This window comes from Gimesia aquarii, from assembly GCF_007748195.1.
GTDB lineage: Bacteria > Planctomycetota > Planctomycetia > Planctomycetales > Planctomycetaceae > Gimesia > Gimesia aquarii.
The window spans coordinates 4,555,269-4,573,550 of the sequence record NZ_CP037920.1 but is presented as its reverse complement, the minus strand read 5'-3'; the positions used below and the strand labels follow the sequence as shown (position 1 = coordinate 4,573,550).

Genomic DNA, 18,282 nt, shown 5'->3' with positions numbered 1-18,282 from the left:
AAATTCAGCGAGGCGACTGACTCTTAATGATCATCTGCTTCATGTGGGCAGTAACTGTGGGATGTTCGTCTGCGATATTGTGGTGCTCTCCCTCATCTTTGTCGAGATCATAGAGTTCCAGAGGCTTTTCCTTTCCTGTTTGGACGGCTTTCCATTTGCCGGATCTCAATGCGATTTTTCCTCGATATTTCCAGAATAAGGAATCGTGGGCCGTTTGGGATTCACCAAGTAGAGTAGGAAGATATGAGATCCCATCTATATTTTGTGGTGGATTAATACCAGCTAATTCACAGGCTGTCGGAAGAAAATCCCAGAATGCACTGATGTGATCCGTCGTCGAATTTGCTTCTATTTTGCCGGGCCATTTGACAATTAAGGGAACGCGAATGCCTCCTTCATAGAGGTCTCGCTTGTAACCGCGTAATGGTCCGTTCGAATTAAAGAAATCAACCAGATGCATGCCTTCCTGGTGAGGGCCATTATCTGAAGTGAAAAAGATAATTGTATTTTGCTCCAGATTCAGTTCTTTCAGCAGATTGATGAAATTTCCGACATCTCGATCCAGGCGCGTGATCATTGCTGCGAAGCCTTTTTCCGGGGCTGGCCATTCCTGATCAGCATATTCTCCATACTCGGGAACTTCCATTCCGTCGCCGGTTGCGCGTCCTCCTTCATTGTTCGCATGCGGAATCGTGTAATGAGCCTGAAGGAAAAAAGGTTTCTTTTGGTTAACCTTGATAAAGTTCAGTGCCTCTTGTGTTAATAGATCGTGCGAATATGTTTCACGCTCAACCGAGACTCTTTTTTGGTTTCCGACTTTATTTCCAGGAAGTGAGATTTCCTGTTCATTACTCCAAAGGAACTCCGGATAAAAATTGTGAGCGTTTCCCTGATCTAGATATCCAAACCAGTAATCAAATCCTTGCATACTGGGGACCCCTGTTGTTTCAGGCGGTCCTAATGCCCATTTGCCTACTCCCCCAGTTGCATATCCAGATTTTTTTAAGAGTGTTGTTACACTGGTAGCACCAGCAGGAAAATAATATTGCTCATTTTGACTGATAGGAGTATGACCACTGTGCATGCCCGTAAGCAGGACTAATCTTGAAGGACGGCAAACTGTGTGGCCGGAATAGTGATTTGTGAACCGCATGCCCTCTTTTGCCAATTGGTCGATATGGGGAGTTTTGATCACTTTCTGCCCATAACAACCGAGGTCACCATATCCCAGATCGTCTGCCATAATGTAAATAATGTTAGGAGTCTCAGCCGCTTGGCTCTGATTCATCAACAAAACAATGAGCAGGAAGCAAGGAGTTACACGAGTTAAAAGGCAATAATTATGGGGTATCAATTTCATTGGTTACCTTTGACATGGTGTGTGAAATGAAAAGACTCGCATTTGTTTTAAAGTCAGTCTGTTGAAGTAGAATCTACTCTATCATTATCAATGCAGGGAGGGAAATTCAACAATCACTTTAAGAACTCCGTCAGTTCTATTTTGAAACAGGTCAAATGCCTGCTGAATTTCTGCCAATGGAAATCGGTGTGTGATGATGGGGGCAACATCGATCCTGCCTTCAGACAACCACTTCATTGCCAAAGGAAAATCGCGTTCGAAGTCAGGGTTAATGCTGGTATGAACGGTAATGTTTTTGAAGAGCAGGTCCCGCCAACGTACTTGATCAATCGTTTCAGGGGGGACACCAAAAACGAGAATACGACCATTTTCTCGACAGAGATCAATACACAGATTGAACTGCTGGTCTGCATGACCGACTGTTTCAATCACAATATCTGGTAATTCTCCTTTTAGTATCTCACGAAGTGCTTCGATGAGATTACAATTTTGATTACAAATTGTGGCGGTTGCGCCCATTTGCGGGCTGACTTGCAATCGTGATTCTAGTAGGTCGACCCCAATAATTTCTCTGGCCCCCATGTTACTTAATGAGGCATTCATTAACTGGCCCATGGGCCCCTGTCCCACAACGGCCACTGTCTGGTCTAATAGATTGGGAAGTTTTTTCAGTGCAAAAATCGCCGTTCCCAAAGGCTGAGCCATCAACGCGTGTTCTTCGGGGATATTTGTCGCAATCGGAATCGTACGTAATTCATCGAGCACAAATCGCTCCCGCAATCCCTGCTGCATGACAGGGACGGCGAGCACCCGGTCACCTTCCTTCCAGCGCTGCCCATTCGTTGCTGTGACTGTCCCGATCATCTCGTGTAAAGAGTGACCTATTTCAATTTCCCATTCATCACTTCCACTAAAGTAAGGTAAATCGGAACCACAGAGACAAGTTGTTTCGGGTTGAAAAATAATTTCCCCTCGGCCAGAACCAAGTGGCGAAATTGGTGAAAGTTCGGGCTCAGAGACTTCAATAAGGTCAATTTTACCTGGCGCGATTAAATGGCTTGCTAACAACAAACTGATCCTGATACATATGGGACTCTACCTTTCCAGAAAGGAAGGAATTCTGGAAGGGGCGAAGCAGAATTGATATAGTTATATAAAATATACGAAATAGTTTAAAATGCAATGTTGAGGCTCAATCCTGATTGGGCAAAGCTAAAAATAGCTGGAGGAATTCATTTATGGCTAAACAGATTTCCGTTGCTGTATTAACAAATGAAACCGGGGCACATTTAAGTGCTTACTTCTCTGCCCTGAAAGAAATTGATGAAGTCAAAGAGGTCTTTCTTTCTGATCCAAGTCAACAACAGGTGAAGTCAGCACAAAGTCAACTGGGATCCAAGTTGAAGGATGTTTATCAAGCCCCAGAAATACTGTTTCAAAACGAAAAACCCAATCTGGCTTTGGTAACGATGGAAGCACGACAGGCACCTCGCTCGATCAGTCTTGCTTTAGAACAGGGCTGCCATGTTTTTGCGGAAAAGCCAGCTTGTCTCAGTGTTCCTCAGTTTGAGCCATTAGTGCAAAAGGCAGAAAGTAAACACTTGCATTTATCATTGGCTCTTGCCAATCGCACAAACCCGGAAATTCGGTTTGCAAAATCGTTAATTCAAGATGGAGCCATTGGAACGATCTATGGGTTGGAGATGACGCTTTTAGCTGATCAGACACGCTTAGCAAATCCTGCTTATCACAAAAGCTGGTATGCTCATAAGGATCGTGCGGGAGGAGGATTTCTTTCCTGGTTAGGAATTCATTGGCTCGATCTTTCGATGTATCTGACGGAATCTTCAATCACTGATGTCACCGGATTCACAGCATTGGTGGGTGGCCAGCCGATTCACATCGAGGACTCTGCTGCATTGGCTTTCCGTTATGATGCCGGTTTCTTGGGAACTTTAACATCTGGCTATTTTATGAACCGTGGATATCAATCAATGATCAAAATCTGGGGTAGCAAGGGTTGGCTAGAGATGCTGCCCTTCCAGGATCGTCATTTGGAGTGGACGCTCAACCACAATGGTAAAGTATATCAATTTGATCAATCTGTTGAGCCACGTGGATATACACCCGCTGTACGAAAAGCAGTTCAAGCGGTAAGAGGCAGTGACTCTCCTTTACTGACCAGTCGGGAGAGTTTAAGGATTATTCGAACAATTTATGCGTTTTATGAAGCAGCCAAGACAGGGAAATCACAAGTAATTTCTCAAGAGTGATCTTTTCGTTTGAATTCAAAGATACTCATCATCATCATTCAGATCTTGTTCTGTAATAATTCGATGTCCCTGCTCAGTCAGTGTTTTTAGACCGAGGTCGAGATCATCTACGCATAACGCAATAGCCCCTCTTCCATGCCTCCGATAAAGCAGCGGGTAGGTATAATCAATATTGACTTCTGCCTGAAGTAGCGAGAGGCAAATTCTCATATAAGGCTGGGTATCATCTGGAAGTTCAACACCAATCAGATCTTTTTCAAAAAACGTATAATTCGATAGCTCAAAGATTTCACGTGCTCGTTCATAATTATCGAGAACAATTCGACTCATTGCCACATCCACAGAATCAACAGTACTTAAGGCGATGATCCGGAGATCGAATTTTTCGAGTAGCTGTAATAGTTGATGGAGATAACCGACCCGGTTTTCCATAAAAACACAAAATTGACGCAGGCACGGCCACTCTTTGCCTGATTCTCCGGACGGGTAAGAAGACTGATCTTCAAAATCCATTTTTTACTCTCCATGAACTGGACAAGTTTGGTTTGACTAACGGCACAGAAATCATCAATCAAACCTGAATGCTTGTTATGATAAGAGCCATGCTGGAGACTGGCTTTCATCAAGTTGTTATCTTGATGCAATTTAAGGAAATATCCCCATGTCGTCAATAAGAGGTGTATTCTCTTGTATCTGCAAACGAAAATTATCACTGGTTGACCTGAGATTATTATTTGCCTGTACCAAATAAAACGCTTGTGATTCCAGGAATGATAACATACAACACCGATCATTCATGTGAGAGTCAGAGATTATTAAGCCATTTGCCGGGGATCGTCCTTTGATTCGTACATTTTTATTTGATATGGGGAATGTCCTTGCGTTTTTTTCACACGATAAAATGTGTGAACAAATGGGGCTGCTTTGTGGGCGATCGCGGCTTGAGATCCAGGCGCTTCTCATTGAATCCGGGAAACAGTGGGAGTATGAACGGGGTAATCTGACTCCCACGGAATTTCATCACTGGTTTGAACGAGCAGTTGGTAAATCTGTCGATTTTGAATCGCTTGAGATTGCCGGTTCTGATATTTTTGAACTGAACCATTCAATCATCCCTGTATTGGATTCTCTGAAAGCCCAAGAATACAGACTGGTTCTGTTGTCGAATACTTGTGTCTCTCATTTCGATTATATCTGGAAACAGTTTGACGTATTGCAACGATTCGATGATTATGTGACTTCATATGCTGCTGGTGCAATCAAACCAGAACCTGCTATTTTTGATTATGCACTGGAAAAGATTCAATGTGCACCTGAAGAGGCTTTTTATACAGATGACATTCCTGAATATGTTAAGGAAGCAAGAAAGCTTGGAATTCAGGCAGAAGTCTTCATAGACACTTCTACTTTGGTTGAACAACTGGTCCGACGCGGAATCCAAGTGTGAAGAGAAATGAAGTCTATGCTGACACAAAACAGATGTTTCTCGTTTACAACGCTGATATTTACAAATTGATCAGATTTCTTATCCCTCTCGATATGAGTAGGGATTTATTAATTTTTCGCAGGAGTTCTTGGAACATTGTTTGCGTTAATTTTGTAGATCTAATTAGAAGAATCTAAAAAATGGTCGATTTTTCTCGTAAAATAAGAACTTAAGTCATGTTTCATGAGTAGAAGGCATCATGTCGATCGATTCCCATCCTGGTAGAATAGAGTCTATGACTTTTTTAGAAAAAAAGCGTTCATACCGAGAAATGTTTTCGCTAGGTTGGCCTCATTTAATAACCTGTCTCTGGTTTTCGCTGATGTTTTTCTATTTCGGAAATGTCCATATTTTTTATTCGGACATTTGGGGGCATGTTTCTTATGGTAATTGGATTATTGAATATCAATCGTTACCACAGTACGACCCCTTTCTTCAGTTGGCAGAGGGTGTCAGGTCTATTGACGCCGCATGGCTGTCACAGGTGATCTTTGCCAAAGTAAATGGAGCGTTGGGAGTACGTGGTTTATCACATATTTTTGCTTTGACGGTATTTGCGACTCACGTCTTATTCTGGATTGCATTCTACCTCAAATCTGGACGAGTTGGTGTCAGTACCCTTGCCTCTTTTTTGCTGGTCTTAATCGCATCGAGCCGGATTGCGATTATTAGACCGGAAATTTTTGGGACGTTATGTGTCGCCATTTTACTTGTAATTATGGCCTGGTCCGAAAAATATGATACTTTGAATGAAGATTCATTAGATACTAAAGATTCTGAAAAACAGGCGCAAAAAACGCCAATTGCACTTTTAATTTCATTATATCTTGGAATTCCCCTCGTTTTTCTGGGATGGGCCAACTTACATGGTTCATTTGTAGTGGGGCTGGCGATTTTGGGGCTGCAGTTTCTGGGAAGAGTCCTTGAAGTGGCTTGGAGAACACGCAGTCTGGTTCAAGTCTGTACCGATAAATGGGTCAGGCGTTGGTTAGTCGTGACAGAACTTTCAGTATGTGGGGCGCTCGTAAATCCCTATCACATTGACCTGTTTATTAACTCCCTCACATTTCCCCGAAATCCGAACTTAAAAGATGTTTTGGAATGGGAACCTTTGGAATTTCGAGATGCAGAAGGCATCTGGTTTTGTTTTGCCTGGGTCTTAATGTTGTTCCTCTATCGACGTAGCCGGGAAGCCATTCGAGCTGCAGATGTATTACGTGTGGGGTTATTGTCTCTGTCTGTGATTATTGGTGTGCGAATGATTGGCTGGTTTTCGGTCATTTTTGTCTACGCCATGGTCCCCCATTTGACGAATGTGATTCCAAGGTTACGTGAAGGGGATCCAGAAAAAATATCATTCTGGGCTAAGAAATCGCCTGTGATCACGTCGGCTTGTGTTTTATCGATTTGGTTTGGATTTGCTTTTTCTAACATGGCAACACCATTATTTGGAGGAACACCTCGAGATCTGGACAAAATTTATAGCCAGGGAACACCTAGAAAATTGACGGAATTTCTAAAAGCTCATCCTCCTGAGGGACAGGTGTGGAATCCCCAATGGTGGGGAGATTGGCTGGTTTGGGATGGTCCTCCAGCTATGAAAGTTTTCATGACCACAAATGCCGTTCATCTGACACCTCCCCGTGTATGGAAGGACTATCTGGGGATCGCGCGTGCGATCCGTGGCTGGCAGTCTGCTGCCGAAAAATATGATGTTACCACGTTTATTGTACACAAAGAAAAACAAGAAAAACTTGATGAACAGGTTCGGAAATTGAAGGGATTTAAAGTTGTTTATGAAGATGATCTTAGTCTAGTCGTATCGCGTGAACCACGATTGATTGAAGCAGCAAAGCATAAAAAAACGCAACAGGAAGATACGAATTCCAAATCCGAAAACGAGGTCAATGAGTGATGCGAGAGAAGATTTCCTTTCGAAAAAAATTGAGGGTTGCTGGATTCCTTTGCTTTCATATCCTCTTGGTGAGTGCTGCCATAGGCTGGGGAGCGGTTCGTTATCAGGAATGGCAGGAACAAAAACAACTACCGGCGTTGCGCTTGAATCCACTCAAAGTTGTTCCACTTTATAACCGGCCGAAAATTGTCTCTGATGAGGATCTGGTTCAAGTGCTTCATAAGTTGCGCCCTCAATTCAGGGGTAAAGAGCCCCGGATTAATCATGTTGATCATGCCTTGCGATTTTGGGGAATCGAGTCGGTTTTTGAGGATCCGAAATGTCTTTCAGGAATCGAAATGCGCGATATTCTGTTAGACCATCGTCGATTTTTTCAAGTTTGGGGGACAGAATCCAAGCCATTACTGGTTCATAATCAATACGGAGTCAAGCCACTTGTCCAGCAGGGATTATCGACTTCCAGTCATGAAGATCATACTTTAGCAACTCTGGCTGAAGTTGGAACACCTGCCGATTTCCCAGTAGTGACTTCGAAGGGAGAAACCACCCTTTCTGAAATGATCCAAGAGACATTGAGGTCCTTCAGTCTGAATCAGAAAGAATATGAGTGGTCTACTCTAGTCTTTGCCCTGTATCTCAATTCAGCACGGGATTGGATGACAACAGAAGGTCAATATGTCAACTTTGATCTGATTGCTGACCGGATTATGCGTCAACAGCCCACTAAAGGTGTTTGTTATGGAAATCATCGTTTACATGCCCTTGTCATGCTACTACGGGTAAATGAGCAGACTCCGATACTGACAAAAGAGGGGCGGGAACGGATTGTTCAATATCTGAAAAACATTACAAGCTTGCTCGTAAAAACGCAATCGGATGACGGGTTTTGGGATAAAAACTGGGATGGAACTAAGCTGGATCTCTCTTCTGAGAAATTATTTACTCCCCGCGCTAGAAGAGTTCTGGCAACCGGCCATGCACTGGAATGGTGGTCTTTGGCACCCGAAGAGGTTCTTCCTCCTGACGAAACAATTGAAAAGGCAGGTCATTGGCTTGTCAGTACGATTAAGAAAATGCCTGCGTCTGAAATTAAAAGCAGTTATACATTTCTTTCTCATGCAGGCCGCGCTCTAGCACTCTGGAGAGGCAAATTTCCGTACCAAATCGATTTGTCTTCAGAAGAAAAATAATGAGTTTTTAAGCGGCCTAAATCAGGTCCGATTTCATCCGAAACAGCTCTACCTGATTGGTTGAGGCTTTAACGGTTGGTGTCTTATCTCAGCTGACATGTGCACTATCGATTACATCTGGTTTCAAAATGTTAACTTTTGGAAACAGTGTTTGTGGTATTCTATTTCTGAAAAAAACGAAGCTGGATTTCGACTTTAATCAGCTTGATTACTCTGTAGTTACAGATTCTAGGGGTAAGTACCCATAATGCATCCTGTTGATTTTTTGAAAAAGTGCATTATGGAGTGAAATTACGAAAAATATGTATTGTGGGGCAAAATGGCACATTGTCTGCTCTCTCATTCGTAGTGTCTGCGCGGGGCGTGTGCAGACATGTTAATTTACTTGGATGTTGTTTACTACATGTTCTTGTAGTGCATCCAGTGAACATTAACCATCTGATTAATGTTAGGAGTACGAATGAAGATGTTTCAGCAGTTTTGGAATGATGAAGGTGGTTTCGTCGTTTCAACAGAACTAGTGCTGATCGCTACTGTGTTGGTCCTCGGTATGGTTGTCGGGCTTACAACACTTCGTGATCAGGTAATCGCGGAACTTGCAGACGTTGCAGCTGCATTCTCAAACAGCAACCAAAGCTATTCCTTCACAGGAATTACAGGCCACTCTTCAAGTACAGCTGGTTCTGTATTCATTGACAACCTGGATTTTTGTGATCAGAACGTTGATCCTCCAAACTTGGATCCTCACTGTATCGCTATCGTAGATGCTGAAAACGAAGGTCCATAGTTAACAGTTGACTTTCAACTCAGTGTTTAGCTGAACCAGGAGGGTTCAACCACTTTTTAGGGGCATTTTCCCCTGTGGTTGTTTAATTTTCGTATCAAAATGTTTAAACGAGCTGTTTAGAGCGGCTCACAAAATTTAATAAGGAGTTAGGATGAACATGCTTACTAAGTTCTGGAATGATGAGGCAGGTTTTGTTGTCTCGTCTGAACTCGTGTTAATCGGCACGATCCTTGTATTAGGTGTTGTCGTGGGATTGGCCACCGTTCGTGATCAAGTTGTTCAAGAATTGGGTGACCTTGCTTTAGCAATTTCAAACATTAATCAAAGCTATAGTTTTTCAGGAGTTACTGGTCACACTTCTAGCACTGCAGGTTCAGTGTTCGCTGACCAGCTCGACTTCTGTGACACAAACTTAGATCCAGCTAACGCTGAACCTGCTTGTATCAGCGTTCAGGTAGCAGCTGAAAACGAAGGCCCATAATTTTATTATTGGTTTTCGAACCATGCATTCAGCATGGTTAAAAGGAATCAGTCGTTTTCTTTGGGTTTATTCCCGGCGGCTGTGATCACAAATTTTAGCTCTGTTCCCGAGGACGCCCACTCGGGAACTGGCTTTATATGAACATTTTTGATTTAGTTCGGACATTTAGGCACATAAGATGCATACTATCAGAATGTTCGAGAATATTAGCTACTGCATATAGTCTGGTCAGGATAAGTGGGAATGAGAATTGCTCGACAGTTTTGGAAAGATGAAGATGGGAGCGTCTCTCCTGTTACGACTATTTTAATAGTCACGTTGCTCGTATTGGGAATTATCCCGGGGCTTGTGACTTTTAGAGATCAAGTCGTTCAAAAATTTGGCGATACTGCCGTTGCACTCGAAAGTCTAGATCAATCTTATAGCTTTACAGTTAATGGTGTTACCAGTGAGTATGTAGATACAACAACTGTAATTGATCCCGTAGGAGATGCACCAGCTGGTCTGGATTTAACGATTCCAGCAACTGGTGAGTAGACATAATGTATTCGTTGTTAGAAATATATTTTTTTGTTGAATATGGTTCATTGGTGTCTTTAAACTGACAAAATGTGAATCCCAAAAGTTTCAAACTCTAAAGATTTCAGGGAAGTTAGCGTGGCAAAAATTAGTCCAGGTACAATGACGGCGGCGATTTTCGCAATTTTACTAGGTTTAGGCGCAGCTTATACTGTGCGACAATTTCTGCATGAACAACCAGGCCCTGCCCTGTTAGCAGAAGATCCTCCCCAACCTAACTTGACATACCTTCCTATAGCTTCGAGGGATCTTTTGCCGGGACAAACCTTGTCTCTGGACGACATTTCGATTTTGAGGATGAAGCCTGAGCAAGTAAATAAGCGCTATAAATCCGATGGTAAGCAGAGAATTATGGATTCTCAGTATATTACCGGCCGCGTTCTCAAGTCGCCTATCAAAGCAGGGCAACCTTTTCACACTGTTGATTTATTTGCCAATGGAATGGGGCCCGGGCTTTCAGATACACTTCAGCCAGGGAATCGGGCAGTGACTGTTGCCATCCATAAAATTGGAAATGTAGCAGGCTTTTCACGGCCTGGGGCAATTGTTGATGTTCTCTTCCGTTCTGATGAAACGGATGGTATTCCAGAAACAACGATTACTCTTCTGGAAAAAGTTCGAGTACTCGCTGTGGGTGAAATTGCTGTTCCCGGACACAAATTTGTTGGCAATGCGAGTCAAAAATCAGAAGAATATTCTGTGACACTTGAAGTCTCACCAGAACAGGGCAAAGTGCTTAAAGTCGTCGAAGACCACGGTGTATTAAGCTTAGCATTGCGACACCCCGATGAGAATACAGAGGTTGTATCAACGGGGCGTTCAAGCGACCGACTTACTCTCTCTAACATTTTGGGTTTTATTCCTAATCAGCGTGTTTCCAGCATGGATATCTACCGAGCAGGTAATTTGGATACTGTTCATTTTAAAGGTAATCGTGCTTACAAAAGTCAAAATTGGATTGACGCAATTGAAACACCCGTTGCATCAGAAGTGCTTCCCTCCAACAAAGCAACAACAACTATGAAGCAAGCCGATCGTAAAAGGACTTCAGAGATTTCTACACCACTTAGTGGTTTATAAGATCAAGAAATTCTTGATATCGGTTCTCTCTTGTAGAGTAGTTATATTTGTAGTTTGTGGCTTTTAGTTTTAAAACGTGATTGAGTCTTCAATGTACTCATTTCGCTGAGGGTATGTCATATCCAATGAAATAGAGTTTTCTCTACTGATTTGGAATCGGCAATTTTATTAAAAGCATTTTTTTTAAGATTTTGGGACTGCACATGGAATCGCTAAGCACAAAAAAACTTTTTGTGGAATCTGAAAGCTTTGTTCCTGAAGAGCGCGAAGCTGAACTCCACTTTCAAAAACAAAAAGTTTTAATTCATCAAGAACTAGTTGATTCACTTGATCTGTCGATGTTGGCCCAGATCTCTGAAAAAGAGCTTTCGACAGAAGTACGTGCTGTTGCAACGGAGATTTGTGATGAACACGTTGCTGTTTTGGAAGGTATTGACCGAGAACGTTTATTAAATGAGTTGTTAAGTGAAGTATTTGGACTTGGTCCCTTGGATAAGCTTATGGCTGATCCCACTATTAGTGATATCCTCGTGAACCACGCTTATGAAATTCATATTGAGCGTAATGGACAACTGGAAGAATCTGATGTTATTTTTGCTGATAATCAACATTTGATGCGAATCATTCAGAGGATTGTCTCTCGAGTCGGACGAAGAATTGATGAAGTCAATCCAATGGTTGATGCCAGACTCCCCGACGGATCTCGAATTAATGCCATCATTCCTCCTCTTGCCTTGAATGGGCCTTCATTATCCATCCGGAGATTCGGAGCAACTCCATTACAGATAGATGATTTGATTGAGAACAATTCACTGACTCCTGAGATTGTCGATTTTCTGGCAGCAGTCGTTGATTCCCGTATTAGTATGTTGATTTCTGGTGGAACTGGTAGTGGTAAAACAACATTACTAAACGCACTGTCTAACTTCATTCCACGTGAAGAACGTTTGATTACGATTGAAGATTCAGCTGAATTAATTCTCCAGCATAAACATGTTGTACGACTCGAGACGAAAACCGAAAACACAGAAGGTGTAGGTGAGATCTCACAAAGGCAGCTTGTTAAAAACAGTCTCCGTATGCGTCCAGATCGTATTATTATTGGTGAGGTCAGAGGTGCCGAAGCATTAGATATGCTTCAGGCTATGAATACGGGGCATGAAGGATCTTTAACAACAGTGCATGCGAATGATACTCGCGATGCATTAGCTAGATTGGAAATGATGGTCACGATAAGTGGCTTTGATCTTCCGTTACCAGTGATCAGGCAATATATCGCAAATGGCATTGGAATTGTTCTACATGTCTCGCGTCTTAAGGGGGGACAACGTCGTCTTACTAAAGTGTCTGAAATTGTCTCACTGAATAGCCAGGGAGATTATAAGGTAGAAGACATCTTTGGTTTTGAGCAAACAGGCGTTGATGATCAAGGCAATGCGCAAGGAAGATTTTACTCTACTGGTTATCGTCCTAATTGCTTGAAAAGGATGGAAGCCTGTGGGATTAAGCTTAGCGATCAAATTTTTGAAAACAAATAGTTTTGATGCTGGCAATAAATACTCAAATTAGTGATATCCATTATTAAAATATTAGGGGGACAACCTGTAGTGGACAGTTCATCTATCGCATTGATTTGTTTTGCTGCAGTGACGGTTTCAAGTCTCGCGATCTATCTTTTTTTTCGCGATTTATCTGGTGCAGGCAGATTAAGTACAGAGCGGTTTTCAAAACGGCCTCCCCTAAGAAGAGTTTATAATGTATTTGATCAACAGCCTGCCGACAGCATTTTAGGAAAGATCGATCAGAGTTTTGATCGATTGGTTCTTGAGAACGGTTCTGATTTGACACCGTTTACCACTTTTCTTTTGTTAGTTATGTGTGGTCTAGCGATTGGTGGTACAATTTTCATTTATTCTGATCAGCCGCTTGCTGGTATTGCCGGTATGATTTTTGGAATGGTTGCCATTCTTTTTATTCTGCATTTTCGAAGAAAAAGAAGAATGCAGACAATTCAGGAAGAGCTGCCTGAAATGATTGATTTACTGGCCCGGTCAACACACGCCGGTGCTAGTTTAGAGCAGGCAATCGCAATAGTTGGCGAAGAAACTAAGGGACCTTTAAGTTTTGAGTTCAGGCGTTGTGCTCGTCAGTTAGATATGAATTTATCTGTCCCAGCAGTGATGAAATCGCTTTCGAATCGCATTCAGTTAATTGATCTCAGGATTTTAACCTCTGCTTTGATGCTGTATCGCAAAACCGGTGGTAATCTTCCAGCTAATCTCGAACGTATGTCGGGAGTCATTCGTGACAGAATTAATTATCGTCGTCAGATGAGGGCTTCTACAGGCGCCGGTCGTGCATCTGCAATCTTGATGACTGTGATTGCACCCGTTGCATTTGTAATATTGTTAGTTGTTTTTCCAGATCATGTTTCCAATTTGTATTCTGACCCGATAGGTAACATCTTATTACTCATTGCGATAGTCCTTGAAGTGATCGGTATACTTTGGGTTTCGGCTCTCCTGAGAACGGACTATTAATTCCTATTACTGCTATATGAATAATGAATCAACTTTTTAAGTTAGTTATTCAGATTTCAAATAAAAGAGAGTTCTATGTTTCTTGACATTATCACTATTGGCACCTTTATTTTAGCATGCTTGGTTTTCTTCTTAATTGGAGATGCGATTGCAGTTGGACGCCGTTCAGGAAAAAAACGTAATTTGAACCTGAATGATCAAAGTTCGAATTACTACTCTTCTTCAAACGTAGGTCCGTTTCGTCGTGCAATGGCAGCCGTTATTCCACAAACGGAGAATGAAATTCAAAAAATTGAGCTTGATCTTAAAAGAGCTGGCTATTATCGCTCGACAGCACTGGTTGAATACTTGGCAACCCGAAATTTGTTAGTTGTTCTAGTTTTAATCGTCACAGGGATTGGTTGTATTGCAGCAGATCCTGGCTCAAGTCTTCCAGAGATTATAATAATTGTGGGTCTTGTGGTCGCTGGTGGAGGGTATGGTCTTCCCCGTTTTGTGTTACATAATCAGGCCAACCGCAGAGTTCATCGAATTCAAAAGGGGTTGCCAGATGCGCTCGATCTGGTGATGATGTGTTTGACTGGTGGTGTACCACTCAGAACCGCCCTACAGCGTGTTACAGAAGAAGTTCGTTTTTCTCATCCAGACATTGCAGTAGAATTTGATATCATCCGTCGACATGCTGATGCGAATTCTATGTCTGATGCCCTTAAACAATTTGCAAAAAGAATTGATGCTCCGGATGTAAACGCACTTTCGTTAATGATTTCGCAGACAGAAAGACTAGGGACAAATGTTTCCACGGCTTTAATTGATTTTGCTGATGGTGTGCGTAGAAAATACCGACAACGTGCAGAAGAAAATTCAAGCAAAACAAGTATAAAGTTACTCTTTCCTGTGATTTTTTGTATGGCTCCTCCAATTTACATATTGTTCTTTGGACCAGCGGTACTTGAACTACGAAACTTTATAATTCGTGAGCATCAGCCTGGTGGAATTTTAGAGTCAGACTCGTATGGAGAATCAATCAGCACTACATCTCAATCAGTAATAAACCAATCAAATAGTACTAATTGAAGTTAGTTGGCATCATTCGTTGATGATTCTGTTACCAACATTAACTTTCGGTAAGTAGGTTTTGAGGAGTAGCAGGTTTCTTTGTTTCAAGCATTCCATACTTTCTCATTTTTTTGTACAGACCTACTCGACTAATTCCCAATGCTTTCGCGGTTGCTGTTTTGCGGTAACCATTCTCGGACAAAGATTTCTGTAACAGATGCTTTTCACTCATCGCAACCTGATCTGCTAATGTTGTTGGTTCTTGTGTTATTTGAAAACCATTTCTAACAGAAGACAGGCTTTCCTGGAGAATATTGGGTGAAAATTCATCAGTGGTCAATTCACCTTGATCCGAAAATAAGACAGCGCGCTGAATCTGGTTTTTCAATTCCCTTAAGTTACCAGGCCAATGATACTGTTGAAGCATCTGAATTACTTTACGATGTATTTTGCTGATCTTGATAGAATGTTGCTTACAACATTCTTTGATGAATTGTATAGAAAGTGGAATGATATCATTGGGGCGTTCTCTTAACGCAGGTAGTCGAAATTGCAGCACATTTAAACGATAATACAAATCAGAACGGAATATGTTTTTCTGTGTCAACTCCTCCAACTCTACGTTGGATGCTACTACAAGTCTTGCTTCAGAAAGACGAGATTCTGTAGAACCGACTGGTTCAAATTGACCAGTTTCAATGACTTTAAGGAGCTTTGCCTGGTCTTTCGCAGAAAGGATATCAATTTCATCTAAAAGCAAGGTCCCCTTTCCTGCTGCTTCAAAGCGACCGATTTTACTACGCTCAGCTCCAGTAAAAGCTCCACGTATATGACCAAATAGTTCACTTTCTATTAAATCCGATGGTAAAGCACCGCAAGCGATATTTTGAAAAGGCTCCGAGTTTCGTGGAGAAAGCTCATGGATCATAGAAGCTAAAGTTGTTTTGCCAGTTCCGGTTTCCCCGACAAGTAGTAAAGTAACATTGTGTTTGGCAATTTTTGATAGCTGATCAATGATCGGAATCATCGGCGGTGTATAAGTTGTAACATGAGTATTACCACCACAAATCTTACGGGATTTTGGTAAGGTTGACGGCTTGATGACTGCTTCAGTTTCCAATAATTCTTTAGCAAGTGATTGAAACTCTTCAGGAGCGGGAGGGTATTCCAAAAATGTATCTGTCAAAAAAATGGCAGATTCTGTCAATTCAAGTGGTAAAAATTGATCAATCACAGATACCACTTTGAGAGGTGAATTACAGGTTTCTCTCAAATATGTGAGGACTTCAATGCGATCATCATTTGAGAGAGAACACTCATTTGCCCTCAAATCAAGATATAAAGTAGTGGGAGATGTTTCCATTAGATGACTTTTCAGTTCGCTGAGCGATGCGACACTTTTCAGACATCTATTAATATCTTTTTCAATGCACGGTCTAAGAACTGACTCCATATCGGAGTCCTGCGAATAAATTAATCCAAGAGAGGGCATCATGAGTCCTTTTGTTCTCGTCAAAACAGATCGGAGTTTGGGGTTGGTCTGTTGTGGTGATCTGTTATTTGTTCAAGATGCACAATTACTTGTGCTAAAGGTGTAAGAATTAAAATATAAGTTAAATAGATAAAATGCGTTATATGTGTTGTTGGAGTTACGATAACAAAAGTTATCACTATAAGCAAACATGTAACTTTGAGGAAATAGGTAACAGATTCGAAATGTTTTATACTAATGTGTACTAATGTTTATTTTAAGCAGGTTGAACGATACGTTTCATTCCTTGATATCTCTCTGCAAACACTTCTTGGAAAACTTTTTAATTAGACGAGGTAATCTAAAAAAGCTCACAATCTCTTATGAAATAAAGGGATGGGATGATTGGGTTGAAAAGGATGTTTTTAGAGGATTTGGTTGAGAATACAAATAGGGATAAGACGTGTCAGTATAGTTAGTCATGTCGTATCAGATTCTATGCCACTATCAGAAATGCTTCTCAATCATATTGCATGGCCATTTTTTGAATTTGCATTTTTAAAAAATGATCATGCCGATACCTAACTAAAGGAAAAGTAGTTATAGATAGCACGGATCGCTTTTTCAAAATCCCAATTACTCCTATCAATTTGGGTTTCATTTTTTCAAGCGATTTTGTGTTTCTATGAACGATCGAACTCATTTCTATATTTGCTCTATCATTATCTGCTCAATGATAAGTTTCATGTACTGGTCTAAGTCTCATCCGAATTCGGATTTGATGACAGGAGATAATGAACCCGGCTTACAGCAGTCAATTCATCGCTTCTTGAATTCAGAAGGAGAATCAATTGCCACCGACATGGAGCAGTCTTTTACTTCCTATAATTCAAACTTAGAACACGAATATCATAATAAATTCATCCCTTTAAATGTGGTTCCAGAACGTACTGGAACTCAAAAACAGAAGAGCCATTCAGAAAAAGTTCATTCAGCTAAAAAAATCATTTTTTCCCCAAAAAAACGAAGGGATTCTGCACAATTAAAGAAGCATTTACGACAAACAGAAAATCGAGCCAATGACCTGGTTCGCCAGAGTACTAATTCCTTTACGAGAGGATTAATGCCTCTTGTTGATTATAATCTTGCATTAAAAATTGCTTTTGATACAAAAATTGAAGTGGCTGAGATTCAAAAAACTAAACAAAACAAAGGGTTTCTTTTAGAACAGAAACAACAACTGATACAACAAGCTGTAGAGCAATTACAAGAGTTTGATCAACCTGCATCTCAAGGTTGGTATGGGGACCTTGTCCACGCAAAGTTACTTTTAGCACAAAACCAATACGAAATCGCTCGTGTTAATCAGGATAGAGATGCTCAACAGTTTGCTTTAGAAGCGATTTCTAAGAATTCAGCTGAATATTATGCAATTCGAAATATAGAGGCTCAAGTTGGTGAAGCAGATTTATCTGAATACCGAAGGGCCCTAAGCTCTGTCAATAATGCCAATCAGGAACTAGATCTATTTTATCAGAATACAAAAAACGACACGGCGAGTTTTGAAACATATGAACGTAGGCTTGAAGAAATCAAAACGGATATCAATTGGATGGCTTCAAATGGAGCAGGACTAGGAAGAGCCGATTTGCTTGACCTTTCTAAAGCTCATTTATCGTATGCAAAAGGAAAGTACTCGCTGAATAATAATCGCAAGGGAAGGAGCCAGGAGTTATTTACAGAGAGTATGCAGTATGCTAAAGCAGCCTGGAATTTGAGGGCCAATCAGTATTATCCTGCCGGAACGGCTAGTCTCCATGACGTTACTTCGTCGTGGTTGATGTGGAAGGCGGCAGGAACTGAATTAGCAGATTTAAAGACAACTGATTCCCAATCAATTGATAAAGAATTAAATGTTGGATTAGATCAGATGTTGAACCTTGCCGACTCAATTAGAGATCGAAGAGGCAGGCTTGACAGCGATGTTTCTCTAGTCCATTGTTTAAAAAATTCAGAGAAGTTATCCGATTATAAAAGAAAACTTAGTGATTAATTCAGACA

The 18,282-nt window shown here is 41.3% G+C and carries 16 protein-coding genes; 12 read left to right on the top strand and 4 right to left on the bottom strand.

The window, feature by feature from the left end; all coding sequences use genetic code 11:
• Positions 1-4 precede the first annotated feature (4 nt).
• Together V144x_RS17625 and V144x_RS17620 are read right to left on the bottom strand one after the other, a co-directional pair.
• Entirely contained in the window at positions 5-1,288 is a 1,284-nt protein-coding gene (locus V144x_RS17625) for an arylsulfatase (protein WP_197998490.1), read from the bottom strand.
• A gap of 159 nt (positions 1,289-1,447) precedes the next feature.
• Positions 1,448-2,428 carry a zinc-dependent alcohol dehydrogenase gene (locus V144x_RS17620; protein ID WP_232102566.1) on the bottom strand — a complete coding sequence of 327 codons (981 nt, stop codon included), beginning with the start codon at positions 2,426-2,428 and terminating at the stop codon, positions 1,448-1,450.
• A gap of 170 nt (positions 2,429-2,598) precedes the next feature.
• Between V144x_RS17620 and V144x_RS17615 the strand changes: the two genes are divergently transcribed.
• The gene (locus tag V144x_RS17615) at positions 2,599-3,633 is read left to right on the top strand and encodes a Gfo/Idh/MocA family protein (protein WP_144986601.1); all 1,035 of its coding nucleotides are present in this window, start codon (positions 2,599-2,601) and stop codon (positions 3,631-3,633) included.
• 15 nt (positions 3,634-3,648) lie between these two features.
• Here V144x_RS17615 and V144x_RS17610 read toward each other — a convergent pair whose 3' ends face one another.
• Entirely contained in the window at positions 3,649-4,146 is a 498-nt protein-coding gene (locus tag V144x_RS17610; RefSeq protein WP_144986599.1) for an acetolactate synthase, read from the bottom strand.
• Positions 4,147-4,474: 328 nt separating this feature from the next.
• Between V144x_RS17610 and V144x_RS17605 the strand changes: the two genes are divergently transcribed.
• The 10 genes from V144x_RS17605 to V144x_RS17560 all read left to right on the top strand — a co-directional run bounded on the left by V144x_RS17605 (position 4,475) and on the right by V144x_RS17560 (position 14,768).
• On the top strand, positions 4,475-5,080 hold the full coding sequence (locus V144x_RS17605) for an HAD family hydrolase (protein ID WP_232102565.1): 606 nt from the start codon (positions 4,475-4,477) through the stop codon (positions 5,078-5,080).
• Positions 5,081-5,318: 238 nt separating this feature from the next.
• On the top strand, positions 5,319-7,034 hold the full coding sequence (locus V144x_RS17600; RefSeq protein ID WP_197998489.1) for a hypothetical protein: 1,716 nt from the start codon (positions 5,319-5,321) through the stop codon (positions 7,032-7,034).
• Positions 7,034-8,224, top strand: a complete 1,191-nt coding sequence (locus tag V144x_RS17595) for a hypothetical protein (protein WP_144986595.1) — start codon at positions 7,034-7,036, stop codon at positions 8,222-8,224. The genes V144x_RS17600 and V144x_RS17595 overlap by 1 nt, the downstream gene beginning before the upstream one ends.
• Before the next feature lie 460 nt (positions 8,225-8,684).
• Positions 8,685-9,011 (top strand): Flp family type IVb pilin, encoded by a 327-nt coding sequence (locus V144x_RS17590; protein WP_144986593.1) that lies wholly within the window; start codon positions 8,685-8,687, stop codon positions 9,009-9,011.
• Positions 9,012-9,168: 157 nt separating this feature from the next.
• Positions 9,169-9,492, top strand: a complete 324-nt coding sequence (locus tag V144x_RS17585) for a hypothetical protein (RefSeq protein WP_144990981.1) — start codon at positions 9,169-9,171, stop codon at positions 9,490-9,492.
• 243 nt (positions 9,493-9,735) lie between these two features.
• Positions 9,736-10,029 (top strand): Flp family type IVb pilin, encoded by a 294-nt coding sequence (locus V144x_RS17580; RefSeq protein ID WP_144986591.1) that lies wholly within the window; start codon positions 9,736-9,738, stop codon positions 10,027-10,029.
• Between the two features lie 120 nt (positions 10,030-10,149).
• Positions 10,150-11,151 carry a Flp pilus assembly protein CpaB gene (gene cpaB / locus V144x_RS17575; RefSeq protein WP_144986589.1) on the top strand — a complete coding sequence of 334 codons (1,002 nt, stop codon included), beginning with the start codon at positions 10,150-10,152 and terminating at the stop codon, positions 11,149-11,151.
• A 203-nt stretch (positions 11,152-11,354) separates the two neighbouring features.
• Complete coding sequence (locus tag V144x_RS17570; RefSeq protein WP_144986587.1) at positions 11,355-12,689, top strand: CpaF family protein; 1,335 nt, start codon at positions 11,355-11,357, stop codon at positions 12,687-12,689.
• A gap of 69 nt (positions 12,690-12,758) precedes the next feature.
• Positions 12,759-13,691 (top strand): type II secretion system F family protein, encoded by a 933-nt coding sequence (locus V144x_RS17565; RefSeq protein ID WP_144986585.1) that lies wholly within the window; start codon positions 12,759-12,761, stop codon positions 13,689-13,691.
• A gap of 75 nt (positions 13,692-13,766) precedes the next feature.
• The gene (locus tag V144x_RS17560; RefSeq protein WP_144986583.1) at positions 13,767-14,768 is read left to right on the top strand and encodes a type II secretion system F family protein; all 1,002 of its coding nucleotides are present in this window, start codon (positions 13,767-13,769) and stop codon (positions 14,766-14,768) included.
• A gap of 40 nt (positions 14,769-14,808) precedes the next feature.
• Here V144x_RS17560 and V144x_RS17555 read toward each other — a convergent pair whose 3' ends face one another.
• A complete protein-coding gene (locus V144x_RS17555) occupies positions 14,809-15,984 on the bottom strand; it encodes a sigma 54-interacting transcriptional regulator (RefSeq protein ID WP_197998488.1) in 1,176 nt (391 codons plus the stop codon).
• A 1,018-nt stretch (positions 15,985-17,002) separates the two neighbouring features.
• On the opposite strand from V144x_RS17555, the gene V144x_RS17550 reads away from it, so the two are divergent.
• Positions 17,003-18,274 carry a hypothetical protein gene (locus tag V144x_RS17550; RefSeq protein ID WP_232102564.1) on the top strand — a complete coding sequence of 424 codons (1,272 nt, stop codon included), beginning with the start codon at positions 17,003-17,005 and terminating at the stop codon, positions 18,272-18,274.
• The last annotated feature ends 8 nt before the right edge of the window (positions 18,275-18,282 follow it).

Bases quoted from the DNA above. Each gene is read 5' to 3' on its own strand.
- V144x_RS17585 (WP_144990981.1), top strand. From the start codon at position 9,169: ATGCTTACTAAGTTCTGGAATGATGAGGCAGGTTTTGTTGTCTCGTCT.
- V144x_RS17580 (WP_144986591.1), top strand. From the start codon at position 9,736: ATGAGAATTGCTCGACAGTTTTGGAAAGATGAAGATGGGAGCGTCTCT.
- V144x_RS17550 (WP_232102564.1), top strand. From the start codon at position 17,003: ATGACAGGAGATAATGAACCCGGCTTACAGCAGTCAATTCATCGCTTC.
- V144x_RS17625 (WP_197998490.1), bottom strand. From the start codon at position 1,288: ATGAATCAGAGCCAAGCGGCTGAGACTCCTAACATTATTTACATTATG.
- V144x_RS17595 (WP_144986595.1), top strand. From the start codon at position 7,034: ATGCGAGAGAAGATTTCCTTTCGAAAAAAATTGAGGGTTGCTGGATTC.
- V144x_RS17615 (WP_144986601.1), top strand. From the start codon at position 2,599: ATGGCTAAACAGATTTCCGTTGCTGTATTAACAAATGAAACCGGGGCA.
- V144x_RS17570 (WP_144986587.1), top strand. From the start codon at position 11,355: ATGGAATCGCTAAGCACAAAAAAACTTTTTGTGGAATCTGAAAGCTTT.
- V144x_RS17600 (WP_197998489.1), top strand. From the start codon at position 5,319: ATGTCGATCGATTCCCATCCTGGTAGAATAGAGTCTATGACTTTTTTA.
- V144x_RS17560 (WP_144986583.1), top strand. From the start codon at position 13,767: ATGTTTCTTGACATTATCACTATTGGCACCTTTATTTTAGCATGCTTG.
- V144x_RS17610 (WP_144986599.1), bottom strand. From the start codon at position 4,146: ATGGATTTTGAAGATCAGTCTTCTTACCCGTCCGGAGAATCAGGCAAA.
- V144x_RS17590 (WP_144986593.1), top strand. From the start codon at position 8,685: ATGAAGATGTTTCAGCAGTTTTGGAATGATGAAGGTGGTTTCGTCGTT.